At 43.5% G+C, this 24,316-nt stretch carries 21 protein-coding genes; 13 read left to right on the plus strand and 8 right to left on the minus strand.

Going from position 1 to position 24,316, the window contains the following annotated elements; genetic code table 11:
• Positions 1 to 60: 60 nt before the first annotated feature.
• The gene (locus AACS90_RS07945) at positions 61 to 804 is read right to left on the minus strand and encodes an NAD-dependent epimerase/dehydratase family protein (protein ID WP_099122431.1); all 744 of its coding nucleotides are present in this window, start codon (positions 802 to 804) and stop codon (positions 61 to 63) included.
• Between the two features lie 222 nt (positions 805 to 1,026).
• Between AACS90_RS07945 and AACS90_RS07950 the strand changes: the two genes are divergently transcribed.
• Together AACS90_RS07950 and AACS90_RS07955 are read left to right on the plus strand one after the other, a co-directional pair.
• Positions 1,027 to 1,767, plus strand: coding sequence for a sulfite exporter TauE/SafE family protein (locus AACS90_RS07950; protein WP_193757222.1), 741 nt, complete (start codon positions 1,027 to 1,029; stop codon positions 1,765 to 1,767).
• A gap of 49 nt (positions 1,768 to 1,816) precedes the next feature.
• Positions 1,817 to 2,164, plus strand: a complete 348-nt coding sequence (locus AACS90_RS07955; protein ID WP_099122433.1) for a bleomycin resistance protein — start codon at positions 1,817 to 1,819, stop codon at positions 2,162 to 2,164.
• Between the two features lie 79 nt (positions 2,165 to 2,243).
• Here the strand turns inward: AACS90_RS07955 and hemL are convergent, their stop codons facing one another.
• Positions 2,244 to 3,527, minus strand: coding sequence for a glutamate-1-semialdehyde 2,1-aminomutase (hemL, locus tag AACS90_RS07960; RefSeq protein ID WP_099122434.1), 1,284 nt, complete (start codon positions 3,525 to 3,527; stop codon positions 2,244 to 2,246).
• A gap of 225 nt (positions 3,528 to 3,752) precedes the next feature.
• Here hemL and erpA point away from each other — a divergent pair, with 225 nt between their 5' ends.
• A complete protein-coding gene (erpA, locus tag AACS90_RS07965) occupies positions 3,753 to 4,097 on the plus strand; it encodes an iron-sulfur cluster insertion protein ErpA (RefSeq protein ID WP_099122435.1) in 345 nt (114 codons plus the stop codon).
• Positions 4,098 to 4,411: 314 nt separating this feature from the next.
• On the opposite strand, the gene AACS90_RS07970 is transcribed toward erpA, so the two are convergent.
• The 3 genes from AACS90_RS07970 to mtnN form a co-directional block, all read right to left on the minus strand.
• Positions 4,412 to 4,819 carry a glycine-rich domain-containing protein gene (locus tag AACS90_RS07970; RefSeq protein WP_099122436.1) on the minus strand — a complete coding sequence of 136 codons (408 nt, stop codon included), beginning with the start codon at positions 4,817 to 4,819 and terminating at the stop codon, positions 4,412 to 4,414.
• Between the two features lie 286 nt (positions 4,820 to 5,105).
• Complete coding sequence (gene btuF, locus AACS90_RS07975; protein ID WP_241538269.1) at positions 5,106 to 5,906, minus strand: vitamin B12 ABC transporter substrate-binding protein BtuF; 801 nt, start codon at positions 5,904 to 5,906, stop codon at positions 5,106 to 5,108.
• 89 nt (positions 5,907 to 5,995) lie between these two features.
• Complete coding sequence (gene mtnN / locus AACS90_RS07980; RefSeq protein WP_099122438.1) at positions 5,996 to 6,694, minus strand: 5'-methylthioadenosine/S-adenosylhomocysteine nucleosidase; 699 nt, start codon at positions 6,692 to 6,694, stop codon at positions 5,996 to 5,998.
• Positions 6,695 to 6,952: 258 nt separating this feature from the next.
• On the opposite strand from mtnN, the gene dgt reads away from it, so the two are divergent.
• Positions 6,953 to 8,500 (plus strand): dGTPase, encoded by a 1,548-nt coding sequence (gene dgt / locus AACS90_RS07985; RefSeq protein WP_099122439.1) that lies wholly within the window; start codon positions 6,953 to 6,955, stop codon positions 8,498 to 8,500.
• Here dgt and AACS90_RS07990 read toward each other — a convergent pair.
• Positions 8,484 to 10,841, minus strand: a complete 2,358-nt coding sequence (locus AACS90_RS07990) for an ATP-binding protein (RefSeq protein ID WP_099122440.1) — start codon at positions 10,839 to 10,841, stop codon at positions 8,484 to 8,486. The two genes, dgt and AACS90_RS07990, sit on opposite strands and share 17 nt — an antisense overlap.
• 53 nt (positions 10,842 to 10,894) lie before the next feature.
• Here AACS90_RS07990 and rlmD point away from each other — a divergent pair, with 53 nt between their 5' ends.
• From rlmD to AACS90_RS08030, 8 genes are all read left to right on the plus strand, one after another.
• Positions 10,895 to 12,238 carry a 23S rRNA (uracil(1939)-C(5))-methyltransferase RlmD gene (rlmD, locus tag AACS90_RS07995; protein WP_099122441.1) on the plus strand — a complete coding sequence of 448 codons (1,344 nt, stop codon included), beginning with the start codon at positions 10,895 to 10,897 and terminating at the stop codon, positions 12,236 to 12,238.
• 9 nt (positions 12,239 to 12,247) lie between these two features.
• The gene (gene relA, locus AACS90_RS08000; RefSeq protein WP_099122442.1) at positions 12,248 to 14,485 is read left to right on the plus strand and encodes a GTP diphosphokinase; all 2,238 of its coding nucleotides are present in this window, start codon (positions 12,248 to 12,250) and stop codon (positions 14,483 to 14,485) included.
• A 6-nt stretch (positions 14,486 to 14,491) separates the two neighbouring features.
• Positions 14,492 to 15,322 carry a nucleoside triphosphate pyrophosphohydrolase gene (gene mazG, locus AACS90_RS08005; RefSeq protein ID WP_371635506.1) on the plus strand — a complete coding sequence of 277 codons (831 nt, stop codon included), beginning with the start codon at positions 14,492 to 14,494 and terminating at the stop codon, positions 15,320 to 15,322.
• 195 nt (positions 15,323 to 15,517) lie between these two features.
• On the plus strand, positions 15,518 to 17,155 hold the full coding sequence (gene pyrG, locus AACS90_RS08010) for a glutamine hydrolyzing CTP synthase (protein WP_099122443.1): 1,638 nt from the start codon (positions 15,518 to 15,520) through the stop codon (positions 17,153 to 17,155).
• An 85-nt stretch (positions 17,156 to 17,240) separates the two neighbouring features.
• The gene (gene eno / locus AACS90_RS08015; protein WP_099122444.1) at positions 17,241 to 18,542 is read left to right on the plus strand and encodes a phosphopyruvate hydratase; all 1,302 of its coding nucleotides are present in this window, start codon (positions 17,241 to 17,243) and stop codon (positions 18,540 to 18,542) included.
• Positions 18,543 to 18,895: 353 nt separating this feature from the next.
• The gene (locus AACS90_RS08020; protein WP_099122445.1) at positions 18,896 to 20,281 is read left to right on the plus strand and encodes an SLC13 family permease; all 1,386 of its coding nucleotides are present in this window, start codon (positions 18,896 to 18,898) and stop codon (positions 20,279 to 20,281) included.
• A gap of 151 nt (positions 20,282 to 20,432) precedes the next feature.
• Complete coding sequence (locus AACS90_RS08025; RefSeq protein WP_099122446.1) at positions 20,433 to 20,711, plus strand: type II toxin-antitoxin system TacA family antitoxin; 279 nt, start codon at positions 20,433 to 20,435, stop codon at positions 20,709 to 20,711.
• The gene (locus AACS90_RS08030) at positions 20,708 to 21,235 is read left to right on the plus strand and encodes a GNAT family N-acetyltransferase (RefSeq protein WP_099122447.1); all 528 of its coding nucleotides are present in this window, start codon (positions 20,708 to 20,710) and stop codon (positions 21,233 to 21,235) included. Before AACS90_RS08025 ends, AACS90_RS08030 begins: the two co-directional genes overlap by 4 nt.
• Before the next feature lie 45 nt (positions 21,236 to 21,280).
• Here the strand turns inward: AACS90_RS08030 and AACS90_RS08035 are convergent, their stop codons facing one another.
• A complete protein-coding gene (locus AACS90_RS08035; protein WP_099122448.1) occupies positions 21,281 to 22,765 on the minus strand; it encodes an aldehyde dehydrogenase family protein in 1,485 nt (494 codons plus the stop codon).
• Positions 22,766 to 23,270: 505 nt separating this feature from the next.
• Here AACS90_RS08035 and AACS90_RS08040 point away from each other — a divergent pair.
• Positions 23,271 to 23,615 (plus strand): DUF6694 family lipoprotein, encoded by a 345-nt coding sequence (locus AACS90_RS08040; RefSeq protein WP_099122449.1) that lies wholly within the window; start codon positions 23,271 to 23,273, stop codon positions 23,613 to 23,615.
• Between the two features lie 19 nt (positions 23,616 to 23,634).
• On the opposite strand, the gene AACS90_RS08045 is transcribed toward AACS90_RS08040, so the two are convergent.
• Positions 23,635 to 24,159: a SprT family zinc-dependent metalloprotease gene (locus AACS90_RS08045; protein WP_099122450.1), complete on the minus strand. Its 525-nt coding sequence runs from the start codon at positions 24,157 to 24,159 to the stop codon at positions 23,635 to 23,637.
• Between the last annotated feature and the right edge of the window lie 157 nt (positions 24,160 to 24,316).

Genomic DNA, 24,316 nt, shown 5'->3' on the forward strand with positions numbered 1-24,316 from the left:
GCTGTAATTACATGTAATTCCCCACTTTTACAGGTGGGGAATTTAATTTTGAAGCATATATCAAGATTCGAATAAACGTAGATCAAATGTTTGAAATGCATCATCTTTTGGGGAATATCCCAACACTTTTCTTGTTTCAGTTAAATCAAGGCGTTTAAAACGATTATCAGAAATGCCGTGAGCAATAAAAAACGTAATTTCTTCTGCTTCAATGGCACAAGTAATTAACTGAACTGCATCATCTGGGCTGAGCCATGCACTGAGGTCACGGGCAGTTTTCAGTTCGTGATTATCTTTAAATTCAAATGCACCTATGCGAATTGCAATGGAAGACAAACCTTTCTGGGTTGCAAAATAGGAACAAAGCGCTTCCCCAAAACATTTTGTTACACCGTATATATTGGCAGGTGATGTCGCAATATTGTCAGGTATTTGCTTATCTATTGAATACCCTTCAATCGTTTGTGCGCTGCTGGCAAAAATAAAACGACGGCATCGTGATTTGGCTGCGGCCTGAAGTAGATAAGTTGTGGTTAAGATATTGGCAGGTAATAAATCTTCAAATTCTGCATTTGCGTAGGGAATACCGGCGAGATGGATAATGTTTTCTACATCAGAAACTAAATCTTCCGCAACAGAGGGGTTAGATAAATCAGCCAGTATGAAACAATGTGGGGCAGGAATGTGATAGTCAGGGTGTTTTTGATCTACAAGAGTGAAAATATAACGATCTTGCATTGCCAGAAAAAAAGTCCGTCCTATACGCCCACTTGCTCCAGTTAACAAAATAGTACGTTTTGACATTATTTTCCTTGATCCTGTCTAGTTTCAGATGAAATGTTGTTGTGATTTTATACACGAAATTTTTGACATATGTATGAAGTAAGCATATTTTAAATTTATTTTTCTCAGAAGTGATTATTTCTATTCTGTATGGTTTTTTAGTCCTGAATGCTCATAATCAAAGTATCATGGGTTATGATCCATTACAGGATTTTTTTAGTAAAATATAAAAAATTTCAATTTATGAATATTATTATCTTATCTCTACTATTTATTATCGCTGCTTTATTACATGGCATCAGTGGCATTGGTTTCCCCATTGCCAGTACAACGGCATTAAGTCTATTTATGCCATTAAAAGAGGCGGTGGTTTTAGCCTTATGGCCAACATTATTGGTCAATTTGTTAAGTGTCATATCCGGTGGGAAAATTGTCCCGATATTACATAAATACAGTTTGCTGGCACTATTTTCCTTAGTCGGCAGTTTTATTGGAGCAAAACTTTTATTTCTGGTTAATCCAGCTTATTTGCAATTACTATTAAGTGGAATTATTGCATTTTACATTATCAATAGTATCCGTAGCACGAATCTCCGTTTATCTACAAATCCGGTTATTTTGTCACTATTCGGCTTGGTGGCGGGTATTATCGGTGGGGCGACAAATGCCATGTCACCTATATTGATAATGTGTCTGCTGGCAATGAGCAGTGATCGTCATGAAATCGCGCGGGCGGCTAATCTCTGTTTTTTGCTCGGCAAAATCAGCCAATTGGTAGTATTACGTAACGAAGCCTTTGAACTATTCTCTTCGGATTATTTATGGCCTGTACTGTTACTGACTGTATTATCTGTCCTTTTTCTCTTGATTGGTACTCGTCTGAGAACTCGGATCAGTGCACAGCATTTTCGCTGGCTGATGCTTATTCTGTTGGGAGTACTGGCAGTAATGTCTGCAATTCAGGCGATACGGGTGTTGGTATAGTGCAATGTATTTTTTAGAGGAAAATATTCCTATTTAAGGAGTCAGTAAGATGAGTTCTTGGGAATCTGTACCCGTTTTAGCTGCATTAAATATGGATGAAATGATCCAGTTTTATACCGAAAGGTTAGGTTTTACCTGTGATTCTCAATTCGGTGAACAATATGGAATAGTATCGAGAGGAGATACAGAATTACACTTTTGGTCTTGTGATGATAAATATATAGCGGAAAATACTTCATGTTATATATACGTAGAGAATATTCAGGAAGTATTTGATGAGCTTAACGGTAAAGTTGAAATATCAGATATAAAAGAAACCAGTTGGGGAGGGTTAGAAATGTATCTATTTGATCCCAGCGGAAATCTACTTAAATTTGGTCAAGTTCCATCTAATTAAAACAGAAATATTGAGTGTTTTTTCATAATCTGTTGCTATTTATTCGGCACCACTAAATTGTGGTGCCATAACAGAAAATTTATTTCAGCTTAGCAAAACAACGAGCAGCAGCATCAACGGTACGTTGAATATCTTCCTCTGAATGAGCGATAGACATAAAACCGGCTTCGAATGCGGATGGTGCCAGATAAATGCCTTCATCCAGCATTAAATGGAAGAATTGCTTGAATCGTTCAACATCACATTTCATCACATCCTGATAGCAGGTAACGCTTTCCGCATCGGTAAAGAAAATACCGAACATACCGCCAACGTGGTTAATAACCAGAGGAATATCAGCTTTGGCAGCCGCATTTTTTAATCCTGTTGCCAGTTTATCCGTCAGTTCACTCAGGCGTTGATGGACTCCAATTTGAGCAACTTCTTTCAGGCAGGCTAAACCTGCTGCCATCGCAATCGGGTTGCCGGAAAGGGTTCCCGCCTGATAAACAGGGCCGGTTGGGGCCAGTTTTTCCATAATTTCCTGACGGCCACCGAATGCACCGACAGGCATCCCACCACCGATGATTTTTCCAAGAGAAGTGAGATCAGGCTTAACTCCGTAATATTCCTGTGCACCACCTAAAGCAACACGAAAACCTGTCATTACTTCATCAATAATCAACAGAGCGCCGAATTCATCACACAGTTTACGCAGCCCCGGCAAAAACTCAGGTTGCGGTGGGATGCAGTTCATATTGCCGGCAACTGGCTCGACGATAATACAGGCAATTTCTTCCGGGAATTTTTCGAATGCTTCACGCACTGAATTCAGGTCATTGTAGACACAGGTCAGAGTGTGTTTGGCGAAATCAGCAGGAACTCCCGGAGAATTTGGCTGCCCGATAGTCAGGGCACCGGAACCGGCTTTTACCAGCAGGCAATCCGCGTGACCATGGTAGCAACCTTCGAATTTGATGATTTTATCGCGCTGAGTATAACCACGAGCCAGACGGATGGCACTCATCGTTGCTTCCGTGCCTGAGTTCACCATACGAACCATATCCATTGAAGGAACCAGCTCTGTTACCAGTTTTGCCATTTCTACTTCGGCAGCTGTAGGAGCACCAAAACTCAGACCACGTTCAGCAGCTTCAATGACAGCGTTGCGGATAGTAGGGTGATTGTGTCCCAGAACCATTGGTCCCCATGAACCGACATAATCGATATAGGCATTACCATCGACATCATAAAGATAGGCACCATTGGCGCTCTGGATAAATACAGGTGTACCGCCAACGCCATTGAAAGCGCGCACCGGAGAGTTTACACCGCCGGGGATAACGTGTTTTGCCTGAGAGTAAAGTGTTTCGGACTGGCTCATTAATCAATGCTCCTGAAAGACAACAGATATGTAGATTTGCCATTCTAAATCACCCTAATAGGTAAGCCAAATTAGAAGTAAAGGATAAGTATGTCTGGCAAAACTTGAACGAATCAGTCAGGTATTAGATAATCGTCGCTAACTGATCTGAAGGTTTATGCCCCCTATTGGGTATACAGTAACTTTCCGAGAATTTTTACCGGAAAACCGGACTGGAGTAAAAATATGAGCGATGATGCTGCATTACCTTTGCAGTTTACTGATGCCGCAGCCAACAAAGTGAAAGTATTGGTTGCTGATGAAGAGAACCCGAATCTGCGTTTGCGGGTTTATATTACAGGTGGTGGTTGTAGCGGTTTCCAGTATGGTTTCACTTTCGATGATCAAATTAACGAAGGTGATATGACAATTCAGAAACAGGGTGTTGAACTGGTCGTTGACCCGATGAGCCTGCAATATTTAGTAGGCGGCTGTGTCGATTATACCGAAGGTCTGGAAGGCTCCCGCTTTATCGTCACTAATCCGAACGCAAAAACGACTTGTGGTTGTGGCTCTTCTTTTAGTATCTGATTGGGTACATTGAACATTCTCATTTCAATGTATACACAATGGATTTCAAGATGCGTCGCGGCGGTAAGGGAGTTCATCTCCGGGAGCATAGATAACTATGTGACTGGGGTGAATGAGCGCAGCCAACAAAGAGGCAGCTTGAAAGACGAAGTGTATAAAACTTAAGGGCAACGTTCACGTTGCCCTTAAGGCGCTATCAAGCTTATAGAGTTTTCACGTTGAGTCATTTTTTCATTGCACTTATTGATCTAAATAATTTTACTTATATAAAATTTACTTATTATAGATGGATGGTAATTAAATTTATTTAATGCTTAAAAGTCAACTTCGTACATATAGTCCCCGAATTCTTTGAAATAAAGCTCTTGAGTTATCATAAAATCTTTATTTAATTCTTTGAGATAATTATCATCCCGCAACCCGAAATAGGGTGAATGATGCATAAAGTGACCATAAATATTTTGACAATCTTTTTGATAACGCTGAGTATCAAGAATATGATGATGCCATATTTCATCTACTTCGATAGATGGAACAATTTTTATATTCTTGCCTTTATATTTATATAGAAGAAACATAAAATTTTTATACTGTTCCATTGCATCCTTTGCCCCCTCTTCTGTCCATACTTTAGCTATATTCGGGTCTTTTTGGGTGATTTTCTTAATAATCCACGTAAGATCAAGGAGTTTGACTTTTTCAGTAAATTCTTCTTTTGTCATTTTAGTAATCCTTTTTATTTTACATAGATAAAGCAGGAATAGGAGCTAATCCTATTCCTGTTTTTTATTTACAAAAAAAGTTTATGAGATTATTCACAGGCTGATGGTTTAGCTATTTTGCGTGTTCTTTTCATAATTAATACCTCTAATAACATAAGTTATTTTTGTGATATCAATTTTATATTAGTAATAATTACCAGTATAAAATCGATGTGTGGATTATAACCAGAAAAAAGAGATTTTAAAATATAAAAATAATGAAGCAGTAATGTTTGAATTCTTATTTTTAAAACAGTGTTAATTGCTGACACAATTGCTCAGTTGCGAGAATAATCCTTGGTCCGGCACGGCTGAACCAGTCATCGTTGATGGTGACAATGCTGACATTTAACTGTGGTCGCCAGAATTCGGCTACTCGCTGTTTTTGATCTTCCGTTCCGCCCATCACGATGACTTCCGGTTTGCGCACCAGAACCTGTTCACGGTTAACCTGAGGCCACGGTACGGGGCTATCGGCAAAGATGTTTCTGCCTCCACATGCAGAAACAATTTCACTCTGAATGGTATGGCTGGATGAAGTGAAAATTGGATTTATACCAAATTGGATAAATACTGGTGTAGGGTTTGCTTTGGCATAAGTTTGTTTTAGCTGACTGAATTTTTGCCGGATATCCGCAGCGGCTTTTTTGGCTGTATCCGGATGTGAACTATAGGCTGCCAGCCGCTCTAAATCAGTGGCAACATCCTCTACTTTTTTCACATCAGAGTAAAAAATCGGAATACCGAGTGCAGCGAGTTGCTCCAGTGGCCTTTGTGGATTGCCACCGCGCCATGCCAAGATTAAATCAGGTTTCAGGGCGATGATCCGCTCAACATTGATACCCTGCCAGTCTGCGACCTGCTCCAGTTTTTTTGCTGCTTCAGGATAATCGGAGTAAGCACTGACAGCGACAAGCTGATCGCCCATGCCTGCGGCATAGGCAAGTTCAGTGGTGGAGGGGGCAAGGCTGATAACACGGGACGCTGCTGCGTATAGTGGCGCACTGAAAACACTTAAAAAGCTATACAGCAGAAATAAGAATACCATCCAGACCGAGTGATAAGCGGTGGTTTTCAAATAGAATTTCATTAAGTGATGTTCCAGACTTTAGAGCCTATAAAATAGGCTCTAATCAATTACTGCTTGCTGAGTTCAGTCAGCATTGCGTTGATCATCCGTGTGGATTCCTGTGCCGCGATAACCAGGAACTCATCAAAGCTAATATGAGATTCCTGATCTGCAACGTCAGAAATAGCGCGAACAACAACGAAAGGCACTTTATATTGATGACAAACATGACCAATAGCTGCGGCTTCCATCTCAACCGCTGCAACGTTCGGGAAAGTCGCCCGGATACGTGCCAGTGGTTCTGAACCGTTGATAAAGGCATCGCCACTGCAAACCAGACCACGGACGGCGTTCAGTTCCAGAGACTGGATACATTTTTCAGCTAAAGTAATTAATTTTTCATCAGCAATGAATGCCGCAGGGCATTGCGCCATCTGGCCCGGTTCATAACCAAAAGCGGTAAGGTCGGCATCGTGGTAACGTACTTCTTCAGATACCACAATATCACCCACTTTCAGTTTCGGATCCAGACCGCCTGCTGAACCGGTGTTAATTACGATATCCGGCTGACAGTGTTCAATTAACAGAGTAGTGCCAAGTGCGGAAGAGACTTTACCGATACCGGATTTCAGCAAGGCGATATCAACACCATTCAGTTTACCGGTATAGATCTCACATCCACCGCGCGACAATGTTTGCAGACCTTCGATCTGGTCGCGTAACAAAGTCACTTCCTGTTCCATTGCACCTATTACACCTACTTTCATGTGTCATACTCTCTTTTGTTATTAGTTTGTGCCTATTCATATATACCCTATGGATTTCGAGTTGCATCGAGGCGGCGAGGGAACACATCCCCGGGAGCATAGAAAACTATGTGACTGGGGTGAGTGAGCGTAGCCAACAAAGAGGCAGCTTGAAAGACGACGGGTATAGGCCTGATTAATGCGGCAGTGTATCATTAAATAACCGTCTGCCAGAGGTTCCGACCATAAATAATCATATCATTCGATATGGGGGGATTGATGTCTAAGATTGATTTCAAGCAAAAACTGAATTTTCAGCGTAAGTACCGAAACGCTTCCATCCCTGATGCTAATGAAGAGCAGATAAACCGGCAGTTTGAAAGTGATCGCGGGCGGATCATCAACTCTGCGGCTATCCGGCGGTTGCAGCAGAAAACGCAGGTGTTTCCGCTGGAGCGTAATGCGGCGGTGCGCAGCCGGTTAACGCATTCACTGGAAGTGCAGCAAATTGGTCGTTATATCTCTAAAACGATTATTGCCGAACTGACAAAACAGAATTTGCTGGAAAAATATGGGCTGAGTGAGCGTCTGAGCGCTTTTGAAAGCCTGATTGAGATGGCTTGTCTGATGCATGATATCGGCAACCCCCCGTTTGGTCATTTTGGTGAGGCGGCGATTAAGGATTGGTTCTCCCGCCGGTTAGATCCTGACTATTTACCTGAGACTGAATTACCTGAGACCGAACAGGCCAATCGGCAGGATAATTGTCAGGTTGCAGCACTGTGTTTGAGTGGAGAAGAGAAAAAAGATCTGTTCCGACGCCAGTTGAGGATGGATCTATGCCAGTTTGAAGGAAACGCGCAGGCTATCCGGCTGGCACACAGCCTGCTTAAACTGAATCTGACGTATGCTCAAATCGGCTGTATTCTCAAATATACCTGTCCGGCTTATCGTCTCGAAGAATCTCCGGAAGAATTCAGTTACCTGATGAAGAAAAAAGGCTATTACTGGTCAGAAGATGGTTTTATCCGTGAATTAAAGAAAGAGCTGCAATTGGGGGATTTCTGCCGTTTTCCACTGACCTATATTATGGAAGCCGCCGATGATATTTCTTATTGTATCGCTGATCTGGATGATGCGGTTGAGAAAGGTATTTTTAATGTTGAGCAGCTTGTGGAATACCTGAAACAGGAATGGAAAGAGAATGGTGGTCACCATAAAGGCGATTTGTTCGAATCGACGGTAATTCAGGCTTATAAAAAAACAACCAATAATGAAGCCCGCCGCAATATCCACGAACAATTTTTTATGTATTTACGGGTATTTATTACCGGTAAATTAGTCCCTTATACGGCACAGCGTTTTATTGAACATTTACCGGAAATTTATGCCGGAACTTTCAATTATGCTTTACTGGAAGCCAACGGTGAAGAGCACCGTTTACTGAGTACCTTAAAGAGCGTGACGCGCAAACGGGTATTCAATCACCCGGAAGTGGAAGAACTGGAATTACAGGGCTACCGGATTATTACCGGTTTGCTGGATGTTTATAGCCCGTTACTGGAACTATCCCGAGAAGATTTCTGGGAGTTACACCAGAATAACTTCCACACAAAATACTTTATCGAAACCCGCCTGTTACACAAGCTTTCAACTAAACACCGGCTGGCTTATAACGAAGCGGTAGAGGGAATTATTGCCACTGACGAAACTGAAAAAGACGTGATCGAATTTTACTATCGGGCACGTCTGATTCAGGATTACATTAGTGGCATGACAGACCATTATGCTTACGAAGAATATCGCAAGTTTATGGTATCGAAGTGAGTGCTCTGGCGGCTCTCAGTATGTCAGGAGCTGCCGCAATAACATGGTCGATTTCGTCAATAAACTCCAGTAGTTCAGGCTCTAAATCAGCCAGAGAAATATTCTGCTTTAACTGTTTTTCGATCAGTTCGCAAATCATCTTTAATTTAGGTACGCCGTTATAGCAGCAACTGCCATGCAGCTGATGAACATGATGCAAAAACTGTTTACGGTGGGCTTCACCTTCCACGGTCAATGCCTGCTCAATTCTCGTTTTCATCTCCGGCAGAGATTGCACCAGCATTGCCAGCATTTCCAGCGCCAGTGATTCTTTGCCGGCGGTTTGCTGTAAAGCCAGTTTCCAGTCTATGGCTTGTGGTTTTTTGGTTGGACTGTACTGATGTAGTAAGTCTTTTAAGCGAGCCTCATCCAGTGGTTTAGATAAACAGTCGATAAAAGGAGAATGTCCCTGATTGCAGGTTTCATCGCAGATAAAAGCGGTGACAGCAACAATAGGGGTTTGTTTATGTTCCGGCAATTGATGGATTTGTTCTGAAGTCTGAATTCCATCCATATCTGCCATCTGAATATCCATCAGGATGAGATCCAGAGAATGTTTTTTCGCCATTTTCAGGGCTTCCATACCACTGCTGCACAGAATAGTGTTATCCACTTGTTCGCTTAAAAGTGTGCCGATTAATTTCAGATTAGCCGGATTATCATCGACTGCCATAACCGTCATAGGCAGGCGGAATGACGAGTGGGGCTGAGATAAATGTGCAGGCACTGAATCTAACAGGAACTCCTCTTTTTCCAGCCAGATATCAAAATAAAAGACCGTCCCTCTGGTGGGTTCACTGATGAAATCGATTTCTCCGTCCATTTCATTAACCAGCCGCTTGGTGATGCTTAACCCTAACCCTGTGCCGCCGTAATGACGTGTAATGCTGGCATCGGCCTGATTGAATGCCTGAAACAGAATAGGGCGGTACTCTGATTTAATACCAATCCCGGTATCAGTTACGGTAAAATCGATTTGCACCATATGGTGCCTTTGCTGGCGCAACTTTATTTCCAGTGTGATATTGCCCTCATCTGTGAATTTAATCGCATTGCCAATTAAGTTAGTGAGTATTTGCTGCAAACGGATGGGATCACCAATCATCAGGTTTGGTAGCTGGTCATCGATATAGTGGTGCAGGGGAAGATTTTTCGCACTGGCAGAAGGTGTCAGTAATTCGATCACCTCATTGACGGTATCACGCAGTAAGAAAGGTATTTGATCTAATATTAGTTTATTGGATTCCAGACGAGAAAAATCCAGAATGTCATTGATGATTTTCAGCAGATTGTTGGCGGAACGTTCAATGACATGAAGATATTCTGCCTGTTGATAGGTTATCGGTGTTTTCAGCATCTGGCGGGTAAAACCGATAACACCGTTAAGCGGGGTTCGCAGTTCATGAGACATATTCGCCAGAAATTCGGTTTTTATCCTGACTGCTTCCTGTGCCCGTTTTTTAGCGATAGTCAGTTCCACATTTTGAATTTCCAACTGTTCCATTGTAATTTGTAGGTCAGAAGTCGCCTGATCGATATGCAACTGCATTTCGTCTTTATATTTTGACAGCGATTCCGCGACGGTATTAATCCCATTCTGGAGTGCGGATAACTCGCCCGGCATGGCTCCCGTTACTCGTGTATTCAACTGCCCCTGCCGGATACGGTTAACGGCTTTGACCATACATTCCAGAGGCTCTGTAACTTTACGCACCAGAATATGGGCAAACAGTGCCGTTCCGCCGAGGCAGAGGATCAGCAAAATGATAGAGGTTGCAATCTCCTTATATTGCTGGAGTTGAGCGGCCCGTAAATCCAAATCAATGGCGATATAACCGATGGGGACGGGTTTATGTGGTGTTTCCGGCCACCCGTTAGAAGCACTGCTTTCCGAGATAATCGGCATTTTCAGGATAATGCTGTTGCTGTCTTCTTCTTTAGTCAGTGTTGTCGGAATAGGATCATTCGGCCTGAGTCGCAACAGGTTGACATCATATTTATCATTGGAAATTTCGAACAGCTGATGGTGTTCATCAAAAATCGCAATGGCCATAACGATTTCAGAATTCCGGCGATGAAGGCGATTTATCAATGATTTTACGCCCTTACTGTTATCCAGATTTATTCCTACCTCGCTGGCAATGGACAGAGGCTCAATAATGCTGATCCCACTGCGGACTATCAGGCTCTTCAACTCATAATAGCGGTATGAGATAAATGATATACTCACAAGTGTTCCGACCAATAAGACAGGAACCAAAATCAGGCTCATCATACGGGTGCGCAGGCTATATTTGGTCATAAGCATCCATTGTGGGAAAATCAAAACTCAATTTTTCAAAGTCAGTCAGAATCATGGTGCAATTTTACTCCCCAAATCGCCGCTCCGTAAACCGAAGCATTATTTCCGTTACCGCAGACAATCTTGATGCTCAGGGGCAGGGTATTGCCCGCCATCAAGGAAAAACGATCTTTATTCCGGGGTTATTGCCCGGTGAGCAGGCGCAAGTTCAACTGACAGAAGAGAAACGCCAGTTTGCTAAAGCCAAAGTGGTAAAACGTTTATCAGACAGCCCGTTTCGTGTGAATCCGCGCTGTCCGCATTTCAAAATGTGCGGAGGTTGCCAGCAGCAGCATGTCGCACCTGAGTTACAGGCGAAAACGAAAGCCAGTGTACTGGAACATCTGATCCAGCGGGAGACAGGCATCAGTATCAGTGCGCGACCCATTATTCACAGCCCTGAGTATGGGTATCGGCGCAGGGCAAGGCTTGGCCTGCAATATCAGGCCAGACAGGGTAAATTAGTGATGGGATTCCGTCAGAGCCAGACCAATGATTTGGTGGATATCGGGCATTGCCCGGTCATGCACCCTGAACTGGAAAAATTATTGCAGCCACTAACCCTGTGTTTAAACAGCCTGAAAGTGGCGAAACGACTGGGACATGTTGAATTAGTGCTGGCAGATAATGGCCCGTTAGTTGTTTTACGTCATCTCGCCCCCATAAAGCATGAAGATAAAGAAATACTGCGGGCTTTTGCGAAGCAAAATCAGGTGATGATTTATCTGGCTGGCGATGAAACTCCTCTTGAGCCGTTGTCTCCTGAAGAAGAGCAATCTGAGCCGTGGTATCAGGTGGATGGTTTAAAATTAGTATTCAGCCCGCAGGATTTTATTCAGGTGAATGATGCGGTTAACCAGAAAATGGTCGCTCAGGCCCTTTCATGGCTGGATTTGCAGCCGGAAGACCGCGTACTGGATCTCTTCTGTGGTATGGGAAATTTCACTCTGCCAATAGCGGCTAAAGTTCAGGCGGTTGTTGGTGTGGAAGGCGTTGCGGCATTGGTTGCAAGCGGGCAATATAATGCTCGGTTAAATGGGCTTAGTAACGTCAATTTTTTCCACGAAAATCTGGAATCGGATATCCATCAGCAGCCGTGGGCCGCACAGGGCTTCAATAAAGTATTATTGGATCCCGCTCGTGCAGGTGCTGCTGGTGTCATGTCACATATAGTAAAACTGGCCCCTGAAAAAGTGGTTTATGTTTCTTGTAATCCCACAACCCTGGCGCGGGACAGCAAAGTTCTGCTGGAGGCCGGTTATCATCTTGTTAGTGTGCGGATGCTGGATATGTTTCCGCACACCGGTCATCTGGAATCTATGGCTTTATTCAGCCGAGAGCCGATGACTATCGAGTAGGGAGAAATTATGGTTGCAGTAAGAAGTGCTCATCTCACACCGGCAGGTGAATTTGCTGTCGATAAGTGGATTGCGAGTTTAAATATTGTTAATCCACAATCCAGTGAAAAATTAGCCGAAACATGGCATTACTGTCACGAAAAAGTTCAGAATCACCCTAATGCCGAGTTGTTATTGTGGCGTGGGGTTGAAATGGTGGAAATTCTGTCCACACTGAGCATGGATAATGACAGCATGCGTGCGGCACTGCTTTTTCCCCTTCTTGATGCCCGTCTACTTAACAGCGAAACTGTGACAGAAACGTTTGGTCAACCCATCGTGGATCTGGTTCATGGTGTGCTGGAAATGGATGCTATCCGCCAGTTGAAAGCCACGCATACCGATGCTACCTGCTCAGTGCAGGTGGATAATGTACGCCGGATGTTGTTGGCAATGGTAGAAGATTTCCGCTGTGTGATTATTAAACTGGCGGAGCGGATCGCCTATTTGCGGGAAGTTAAGGATGCGAGTGAAGATGAACGGGTATTGGTTGCAAAAGAGTGCTCCAATATTTATGCACCTCTTGCCAACCGATTAGGGATTGGTCAGTTAAAGTGGGAGCTGGAAGATTTCTGCTTCCGCTATCTGCATCCCGATGAATATAAAAAAATTGCTAAACTTTTACATGAGCGCAGGATTGACCGCGAACAATACATCGAAAAATTTATCACGACGCTGCGCCGTTATATGCTCAAAGAAGGGATTTCGGGAGAAATTTACGGGCGTCCCAAACATATTTATAGCATCTGGCGCAAGATGCAGAAAAAATCGCTGGCGTTTGATGAGTTGTTTGATGTGCGTGCCGTTCGCATTGTCGTTGAACGTTTACAGGATTGCTATGCCGCATTGGGAATAGTGCATACTCACTACCGCCATTTGCCGGATGAGTTTGATGATTACGTTGCCAATCCGAAACCAAACGGTTATCAGTCAATCCATACTGTGGTGTTGGGGCCAAACGGTAAAACACTTGAAATCCAAATCCGCACCCGCCAGATGCATGATGATGCTGAACTGGGTGTGGCTGCTCACTGGAAATATAAAGAAGGTACGGCGATTGGCGGGGGTAAATCCGGCAGCTATGAAAGTCGGATTGCATGGCTACGGAAGCTGATTGCATGGCAGGAAGAGATGGCGGATACCGGAGAGATGCTGGATGAAGTCCGCAGTCAGGTATTTGATGATCGTGTTTATGTTTTCACGCCAAAAGGCGATGTGATTGATTTACCGACGGGTTCAACACCGCTGGATTTTGCCTATCATATTCATAGCGATGTTGGTCATCGTTGTATCGGGGCGAAAATCGGCGGGCGCATTGTACCATTTAGTTATCAGCTCCAGATGGGTGATCAGATTGAAGTTATCACCCAGAAACAACCGAACCCAAGCCGTGACTGGCTGAATCCTAATCTTGGCTATGTCACGACCAGCCGTGGGCGGGCTAAGATCCACAACTGGTTTCGTAAACAGGATCGCGATAAAAACATTATTGCCGGGCGCCAGATGCTGGATAGTGAACTGGCACATTTGGGTGTCACAGTTAAAGAAGCAGAAAAAGAGCTAATTGCCCGTTATAACGTGAACTCGCTGGAGGAAGTGCTGGCAGGGATTGGTGTCGGTGATATCCGAATTCACCAGCTGGCGAATTTCCTGCAAAGCAAATTTAATAAAACTACAGCGGAAGAGGCGGATCGGGAAGCGCTCCGTACTTTAGAAAGCAAGACGTTCACTCCTCGTAACAATAAAAAAGATAATGGTCGGGTTGTTGTGGAAGGGGTAGGTAACCTGATGCACCATATCGCCCGCTGCTGCCAGCCGATTCCGGGGGATGAGATTACCGGATTTATTACACGTGGACGCGGTATTTCCATCCATCGGGCGGATTGTGATCAGTTAACTGAACTGGAAGCAAGTGCGCCAGAACGTGTGGTGGATGCGGTATGGGGAGAAAGTTACTCCAGTGGTTATTCTCTGGTGGTGAGAGTGCTTGCCAACGATCGCAGCGGATTATTGCGTGATATCACCACAATCCTTGCTAACGAAAAAGTGAATGTATTAGGTGTCAGTAGTCGCAGCGATGTGAAGCAGCAACTGGCAACTATCGATATGAACATTGAGATTTACAACTTGCAGGTGCTGGGTCGGGTTCTGGCAAAACTGAATCAACTGCCTGATGTGATTGAAGCCAGACGTCTGCATGGAAATTAAACAGTTATGGATAAAGTAAATACCACGGTAGTTGCAAGTATGACTGATAGTATGAAAAGCATTGAAAGACTGAAAGAGATTATGGCGCAGTTGCGCCATCCTCAGCACGGTTGTCCGTGGGATAAGGTACAAACTTCGGCTACCATTGCACCTTACACGCTGGAAGAGACTTATGAAGTCATCGATGCCATTGAACGCAATGATGCCAATGCCCTGAAAGAAGAGTTGGGCGACCTGCTGTTCCATATTGTGTTTTATGCCCAAATGGCGCAGGAAGAACAGCTTTTTGATTTCGACGATATCTGCGAAGCTGTCTGTAACAAACTGGAACGCAGGCATCCACATATCTTCAATCAACAGGCAGGTATCAGCAGTGAAGAAGCTATCGGTAGCTGGGAGCAGCGCAAAACCGCAGAACGAACGGAAAAAGACCAGTACTCCGTTCTGGATGATATCCCTGCCAGCCTGCCGTCACTGATGAAAGCCTATAAAATTCAGAAACGCTGTGCCTCTGTCGGGTTTGACTGGGATACCGTCGGCCCGGTGTTAGATAAAGTTTATGAAGAAATTGACGAGGTGATGGATGAAGCTAAACAGGCAGTTGTGGATGATGAGCGCGTAGAAGAAGAGTTGGGTGATTTGTTATTTGCGGTAGTTAACTTATCCCGTCATTTGGGGCATAAACCTGAAATGGCACTCCAGAAAGCCTGCCAGAAATTCGAAAACCGCTTTCGCAATGTTGAAAAGCTTATCCTCGATAGTGGATTAACAATGGAAACTGCCACATTAGAGGAAATGGATAAAATGTGGGAGAAGGTGAAAAAGCAGAAAGTTTAATTCTGCATAAAAGTCCGGTTTATCCAGAGATAACTGGACTTTTTTTGATCTGGGCAGTGATTAATTTCTCCTGGAAATTGCTACACTTAAATAGATAAAGGAGATATGGTTTGTAGCGCATTTAAGGTTAGGGTATACTGCTTTCCCGTCCTGTTATATTCATCATCCTTTTAAACCTAAACTTTCAGGTTCAGCATGAAAACTAATTATATTTTTGTGACCGGCGGGGTCGTATCCTCTCTGGGTAAAGGCATTGCCGCAGCCTCTTTGGCGGCCATACTCGAAGCCCGTGGACTCAATGTCACCATTATGAAACTGGACCCGTACATCAACGTTGATCCAGGTACAATGAGCCCAACCCAACACGGGGAAGTTTTCGTAACCGAAGATGGCGCTGAAACTGATCTCGATTTAGGTCATTACGAACGTTTCATTCGAACCAAAATGACTCGTCGCAATAACTTTACGACGGGTCGTGTTTATTCTGAAGTTCTGCGCAAAGAACGCCGTGGCGATTATCTGGGCGCAACTATTCAGGTTATTCCTCATATCACTAACGAAATCAAAGACCGCATCATCCGTGGCGCAGAAGGCTATGATGTTGTGCTGGTGGAAATCGGCGGTACTGTCGGTGATATCGAATCCCTGCCATTCCTTGAAGCCATTCGTCAGATGGCAGTAGAAGTAGGCCGTGAGAACACGCTGTTTATGCACCTGACTCTGGTGCCTTATATGGCAGCAGCCGGTGAAGTGAAAACCAAGCCTACTCAGCATTCAGTGAAAGAACTGCTTTCCATTGGTATCCAGCCTGATGTTTTGATCTGCCGTTCAGATCGCATTATTCCGGCTAACGAGCGGGCAAAAATTGCTCTGTTTTGTAACGTACCAGAGAAAGCAGTTATCTCTTTAAAAGATGTTGATTCTATTTATAAAATCCCGGCCCTCTTGAAATCTCAGGGCTTAGATGATTATATTTGTAATCGATTCAGCATCGAACGCCCGGAAGCGGATCTGTCCGAATGGGAACAGGTCATTTATGAAGAAGCTAATCCGTCGGGCGAAGTGACCATCGGTATGGTGGGCAAATATATCGAATTGCCGGATGCTTATAAGTCCGTGATTGAAGCACTGAAACACGCTGGTCTGAAAAATCGCCTGACCGTCAACATCAAACTGATCGATTCTCAGGATGTTGAAACCCGTGGTGTTGAAATACTGAAAGGTCTGGATGCCATTCTGGTGCCGGGCGGCTTCGGTGGCCGTGGTATCGAAGGCAAGATTATGACAGCACGTTATGCCCGTGAAAACAAAGTCCCTTATCTGGGAATTTGTCTGGGAATGCAGGTTGCTCTGATTGAATTTGCGCGCAATGTTGCGGGCATGGAAGGGGCTAACTCGACTGAGTTTGAACCTGAATGTAAGTTACCGGTTGTAGGTCTGATCACCGAATGGCGTGATGAGAACGGCAACGTTGAAGTACGTAGCGAAGAGAGTGATCTCGGCGGAACGATGCGTGTTGGTGGCCAGCTGTGCCGTCTGACTGAAAACAGTCTGGTGCGTAACCTGTATGGTCAGGACGATATTATCGAACGTCACCGCCATCGTTACGAAGTGAACAACTTATTGTTGAAACGCATTGAAGATGCAGGCCTGCGTATTGCTGGTCGTTCAATCGATAATAAGCTGGTGGAAATTATTGAGAACCCGAATCACCCGTGGTTTGTGGCATGTCAGTTCCATCCTGAATTCACTTCAACGCCTCGCGATGGCCATCCGTTATTTGCCGGTTTCGTTGAAGCCGCAGGCAAATACCAGAAAAGCCAGATGAAATAAGATATAGGGCGATTGATGGGATTTTGCTCTACCTTTTGAGTAACCATCAATTGCCCGGAATTTAACTTGTACTGAGGAAAACCTAATGTCCAAAATCGTTAAAGTGCTCGGCCGTGAAATCATCGATTCCCGTGGTAACCCAACGGTAGAAGCGGAAGTACATCTGGAAGGCGGCTTTGTAGGTCTGGCTGCGGCACCATCAGGTGCATCAACAGGTTCCCGTGAAGCATTGGAACTGCGTGATGGTGATAAATCCCGTTTCATGGGTAAAGGTGTACTGAAGGCAATTGCTGCGGTAAATGGCCCGATTGCGCAGGCTCTGGCTGGTCAGGATGCTAAAGATCAGGCGAATATCGACAAAATCATGATCGAGCTGGATGGAACTGAAAATAAATCCAACTTCGGTGCTAACGCGATTTTGGCTGTTTCTCTTGCAAATGCTAAAGCGGCAGCAGCGTCAAAGGGTATGCCTCTGTACGAGCACATTGCTGAACTGAACGGTACTCCGGGTCGATTCTCTATGCCTCTGCCAATGATGAACATCATCAACGGTGGTGAGCACGCTGATAACAACGTAGACATTCAGGAATTCATGATCCAGCCAGTAGGTGCGAGCACGCTGAAAGAAGCGGTACGCATCGGTTCTGAAGTTTTCCATAATCTGGCAAAAGTTCTGAAAGCAAAAGGCATGAACACTGCAGTGGGTGATGAAGGTGGTTATGCACCAAATCTGGAATCCAACGCAGCTGCTCTGGCCGCTATCAAAGAAGCGGTAGAACAAGCGGGTTATGTACTGGGTAAAGACATCACTCTGGCGATGGACTGCGCAGCTTCTGAATTCTATAACGAAGAAACGGGTAACTATGAACTGAAAGGCGAAGGTAAAACTTTCACTTCTCAGGAGTTCACTCACTATCTGGAAGGTCTGACCAAAGAGTATCCAATCGTTTCTATCGAAGATGGCCTGAACGAGTCTGACTGGGACGGCTTTGCTTACCAGACTAAAGTTCTGGGTGATAAAATCCAGCTGGTTGGTGACGATCTGTTCGTAACTAATACCAAGATCCTGAAAGAAGGTATCGAAAAAGGTATCGCTAACTCCATTCTGATTAAATTCAACCAGATAGGTTCTCTGACCGAAACTCTGGCTGCAATCAAAATGGCAAAAGAAGCAGGTTACACAGCGGTTATCTCTCACCGCTCAGGTGAAACTGAAGATGCAACCATTGCTGATCTGGCAGTAGGTACTGCGGCGGGTCAAATCAAAACAGGTTCAATGAGCCGTTCTGACCGCGTTGCTAAATACAATCAGCTGATCCGTATCGAAGAAGCGCTGGGCAACCGTGCTCCTTTCAATGGTCTGCAGGAAGTTAAAGGTCAGGCATAATTGCTGATTTGCTTCAATAAATAGTAATTTTATTTATGATTTGGCGAAAGAGTTATACCCTTTCGCCTTATTCTTCTTTTCTTTCTCTGCCGGATAATAGATAATTATTCAGGCAACTCAAAAACCAGAAATGTGACATAACTCCATAAAATATGCTGTTTTTTTGCTCTTTTAATTATTAATTAAGCAAATCTCGCGTAGCAGATCCCAAAATCGCACACCTCGTATTTTATTTATCGTTCAGACTCCTTATTATTTCACATGTAATGTAATTCTTTAACATTTAGAGCAATGATTCATTAATTATTATTTATACATTACGGAGTTATGTTTCATTGTTGTATGGAGTCTTCATGGACGCTTCAGAATCTTTAACCCCAGCGGTCGGGCCGATGCCCTCAAATAAAAGAGGCTTTATTATTCTTGCGCTGGATATCATCTTGCTGATTGCTTTGCTGAAGTTTTTGCCTTATAGCGAAAAAGCAAATGCAGGTTTGGCATTGATGGCATTTGTCGGCGTGTTATGGCTTACCGAAGCTATTCACGTCACAATTACTGCACTGTGTATTCCAATTCTGGCGGTTGGAATGGGATTGATGAATACCGGTGACGCGCTGAAATCTTTTGCAAACCCAATTATATTCTTATTTTTTGGTGGATTTGCACTGGCGACAGCGCTACATATCCAAGGTCTGGACAGACTGATAGCCAACCGTCTTCTGCTGATTGCCCGTGGACGTTTGTCAGTGGCGGTGATGCTGATATTTGGTATCACAGCTCTGCTTTCTATGTGGATCAGCAACACGGCAACAGCTGCAATGATGTTGCCGCTTATTCTGGGTATTTTGGCCAATCTGGATGTACGTACCGAACGTAATACATTTGTCTTTGTGTTACTGGGTGTAGCGTATAGTGCCAGTATTGGCGGTTTGGGGACTTTGGTCGGCAGTCCTCCTAACGCAATTGCTGCGGCACAGCTGGGCATGGATTTTGTGACATGGATGAAATATGGCGTACCAATGGTGATTATTCTGTTGCCGGTTATGGTCATGCTGATGTACATCATGTTGCGTCCGAATCTGAATCATAAATTTGATCTGGAACTTGAGCATCTGGAATGGAATGGTAAACGTGTTATCACCATGTTTATTTTCCTGCTGACAGTTGTGTGCTGGATTTCCAGCTCTATCATTAGTGATGCTCTGGGTGGCATTAAAGATTTGGATACCATCATTGCGGTGAGTGCGGCTATTCTGATTGGTATCACTGGCGTATCAACATGGTCACAGATCCAAAATAACACTGAATGGGGCGTGTTGATGCTGTTTGGTGGCGGCCTGACATTAAGTGCTGTCCTGAAAAACTCTGGTGCCAGTGAAGTGATGGCAAATGGTATGGCGACAACATTTGGTTCAAGCCCGTGGTTTGTGATCATTGTTGCTATCGCAGCATTCATTATCTTCCTGACGGAATTTACCAGTAATACAGCCAGTGCAGCGCTGCTTGTTCCTATTTTTGCCACAGTTGCAGAAGCTTTAGGAATGCCGGTGATTGTGCTGACTATGATTATTGGTATTGGTGCATCCTGTGCATTCATGCTGCCTGTAGCAACACCACCGAATGCGATTGTTTATGGCTCTGGCTATATCAAGCAGACGGAAATGGTACGTGTGGGTATCGTATTGAACTTGGCATGTATCGCAATTATTTCTGTCGTTGCCTGGTTCTTCTGGATTTAATTGATATTCATATTAATAAAAATGAGGATGCCGGTTGGCATCCTTTTTTTTTTAGGAAAAAATATTTCTGCTGATTAATTTTTGTATGTATTGAAAGTGTACATAAAAGATTTATAATTGTACGAAACATATACAGCTAAGGAGAATGATCATGCCTCAGATTATTGTGGAAACCAATGAGAGGATCTCATTACGCATTAGTACCGATGCAAAATCTTTGCTGGCACGTGCAGCAGCAATTCAGCAAACTAATTTAACTGATTTTGTCGTTAGTCATGTATTGCCTATTGCTAAAAAAGTTGTCGAAGATGAAGAGCGAATGCATTTAACTGAACGTGATAGCAAACTTGTAATGGAGTTACTGGATAATCCCCCAGAACCAAATGCTAAATTGTTGGCAGCAGCTTTCGCTATGCCGGAGAGAAAATAATGTTTAGCGATTGGCATGAGGAAGCCATTAGCAAACATCATAATCGTGCGGCGTTTGATTGCGGTGATGTCCAGTTAAACCAGTATCTACAGCGCCATGCACGACAAAATCATGAGAAAGGTGCAGCAAAAACTTTTCTGGCCATTGATAATCGTGATCCCACACGGATTCATGGTTTTTATTCTGTCAGCCCTGCTTCACTTCTTTATGAACGAACTCCTGATGTAATTACATCGGGGCTTGGCAGATATGATGTACCAGTATTTCGATTAGGCCGGCTAGCTGTCGATAAGTCTATTCAGGGGCAGGGTGTTGGAGGTCAATTACTGTTATCGGCAGGGCGACGTTGCTTACAGGCAGCGATGCAGGTTGGTGGTGTGGCAATGCTGATAGATGCGAAAAACGATGATGTATGCAGTTGGTATAAAGGATATGGTGCAGTGCCATTGAATGATGAGCCACTTACACTGGTATTACCGCTCAAGACCATTTATGCAACGTTGTCAGCCTCTGGAAAACTCTAAAATCAATCGACTCCTTTTACGGAGCGATTGATTTTATATTACGATTTAATCTTCTTTGGTACTGATGTAGATATTTTTAACTTCAGTATAGGCATCCAGAATCATTTTATGCGTTTCCCGCCCAAGTCCTGATTTCTTATAGCCGCCAAACGGTGTGTGAGCCGGAAGTTCATGATAGGTATTAATCCATATACGGCCTGCCTCAATGGCTTTTGCGACACGCAGGGCACGGTTGATATCCTGTGTCCAGACTGCTCCCGCCAGACCATATTCTGAATCGTTAGCCATTTCCACAACTTCGTCTTCATTACTGAAAGGAATGACACAAAGCACTGGCCCGAAAATTTCCTCCTGCGCTACCCGCATATTATTAGTGACATTGGTAAGGATCGTTGGCTGGACAAAGAAGCCATCGTCATAACCTGCACCAGTAATGCGTTTACCACCGGTAAGAATGGTCGCACCTTCCTGTTTAGCGAGGTCGATATAGCCCAGAATCGTATTCATCTGCTCTTCACTGACCTGACAGCTCATCTCAGTGGCCGGATCCATCGGGTCACCGACGCGGATAGATTCAAAGACGGTTTTTAATGATTGCAGGAATGAATCATAGATATCTTTATGCAGGAATAGACGAGCACCAGACTCACAAGCCTGCCCCTGATTCAGCAAAATAGCATGGGCTGCACATTTGACCGCTTTTTTCATATTGGCATCAGGGAAAACGATATTGGCAGATTTGCCTCCCAGCTCGAGCGTCGCGGGAATAAGCCTTTTAGCGGCGGCGGCGGCAACGTTGTAACCGACTTCTGTTGAGCCTGTAAAGGCTACCTTGTCAATGCCTTCATGATCGAGGATAGCCTGACCAACAACAGAGCCTCGGCCTGTGACGATATTGACAACGCCCGCAGGAAGAACCTGATTAATGATACGGCCTAGTTCTAACAGCGTGATAGGCGTCAGGCTGGCCGGGTTGATAACGATAGTATTACCCGCCGCCAGAGCAGGAGCAATTTTCCAGGCTGCCATCAGCAGAGGGAAGTTCCAGGGAATAATTTGACCAATGACACCTATTGGCTCTCTGATAACCAGGCTGAGAGTATTCTCATCAATGACATCAGATGCATCAGAGTGAGCACGGATCACACCAGCAAAATAACGGAAGTGATCGATAGCGAATGGGATATCAAAATTATGGCACAAAGATTGTGTTTTACCCCCATCTAAGGTTTCCAGGGTGATAAAACGTTCTGCTTCAGCTTCCAGTAAATCGGCAATTTTCAGTAGGAGGGATTGCTTTTTTTCAGCTGAAGTTTTTCGCCATGCCGGTAAAGCTTTTTTTGCCGCCCGGACAGCCAGTTCAACATCCTGAGCATTTCCTGCTGCATATTCAGTTAGTAGTTCTCCGGTTGCCGGGTTATAGCTTTTCATGGTTTCTTTTGAAGTACTATCTACCCATTCGCCGCCAATCAACATTCTATAAGATTTGGCAGGTAATAATTCTGTTGCGATATCATGTAACTTCTTCATTATATTCTCCAGATACTTTGATTTTTGGTATGCTAAACCATATATTCAAAAAAATTATTGAGCCTATTCTTAATTTTGGATTTAAATATATAAGGCCTGTATCAATAAATAAGAGAGTGATGTTTATATTTTAACGGAGTAATAAACATCTGAAATAAATTCAGAGAATAATTATTGATATGGTTTTATTATTATTCTTTATGGTGTTCTGTTGCGTTTTTAATATAAATTTGCGATTTCTTATGAAATCATAAATAGATTTTTAATTATTATCCTGCCAATTTTATTATCAATATAATTTATTATTTCTATCGGCTTATATTATGGATTTTTCAGGTGTCTATTGAAAATATTATAGAATAAAAATAGCTTAATCTAAAAAAACAAGATGATAGTAAACAATTTGTAAATAATATTTATTTAATAATAATTTTTTGAGTTAAGTGAGTTTATTTTTATCGCTCTCTGCTATTATTACACTACAGATAATTGGGCGGGGTTGATTATGAGAAAATTGTTAGTAATTTGTTTATTGGGTTTTACATTAGCAGGCTGTGAGAAGCCGCTGAAGATTGATGGAACGAATGGAATAGCGGTAAAAACATCCATCGAAAAGATCAGGGATACCCTACCTGAAGATAAAAAACTAAAATTTGATGATTCATTGAATATTGTTATGTTTCATAATATCGATTTTGATGAACTGTTTAAGAACAACAAGCAGGGGAAAATAAAATATGATGCTATGGAAAGCCTGGAAAAGAGCTTTTACCAATCATTGAATGGGAAAACCGCTGATCAGATTATTAATGAAGCAGAAAAAATTAAGAAAAATAATAAAGCGCCCTGATTGCGGGGCATTTTAGCGGTTATTGAGGCTTATCTGGTTTATTTTTTCCCAAAAGTGTTAATCGTTCCCCACATTGTCGGCAGACATAGCAACTTTTACCTCTGAGCACCTTATTATGTTGCCTGATGCTTAATTCGTGCTGCTGACAGTGACAGCCATAGATGAATATTTTGCTGCAAACGGAGTGCACTGAAAATTGATGGGTTCGGTTGGCAGGTACTTTAAACACGGTTTCCATAATATAACGCCACTCTTTGCCGTGAGGTGCGACCTTGCCAAACTGATGATAAACCAATAGATGAGCTAATTCGTGGGGGATGACTTCATCAATAAACGACTGCTCGTTTTCAATGAGCAAAATTGGGTTAAGACGAATTTCCCAATCTTGTAAACGAGCACTTCCTGCGATTGTCCCTCTTTGCTGGTAGGTCACACAGGGTTCAGGAAACGTTTGCTGAAGGAATTCACTGGCCTGAATCATTTTTTGCCGTAAAGCGCGCATGACTGCTTGCTGTAGTGGAAGAGGAACCATAACGGATTTCATAAACAGCGATAATTCTGTGGTAACTTAATTTGAATAGTAACTTAACATAATAAGTATCCCCCGGCATAGCCGGGGGTTTTTCATATGCGCCTATAAGGCTCTCTTACCTGCCGCGCCCTAACAGGCGCATCGCAATCTGACATTTGCATTCTAGTGA

Source organism: Xenorhabdus sp. KK7.4 (assembly GCF_963876465.1).
In the GTDB taxonomy this organism is placed as follows: Bacteria; Pseudomonadota; Gammaproteobacteria; order Enterobacterales; family Enterobacteriaceae; genus Xenorhabdus; species Xenorhabdus stockiae.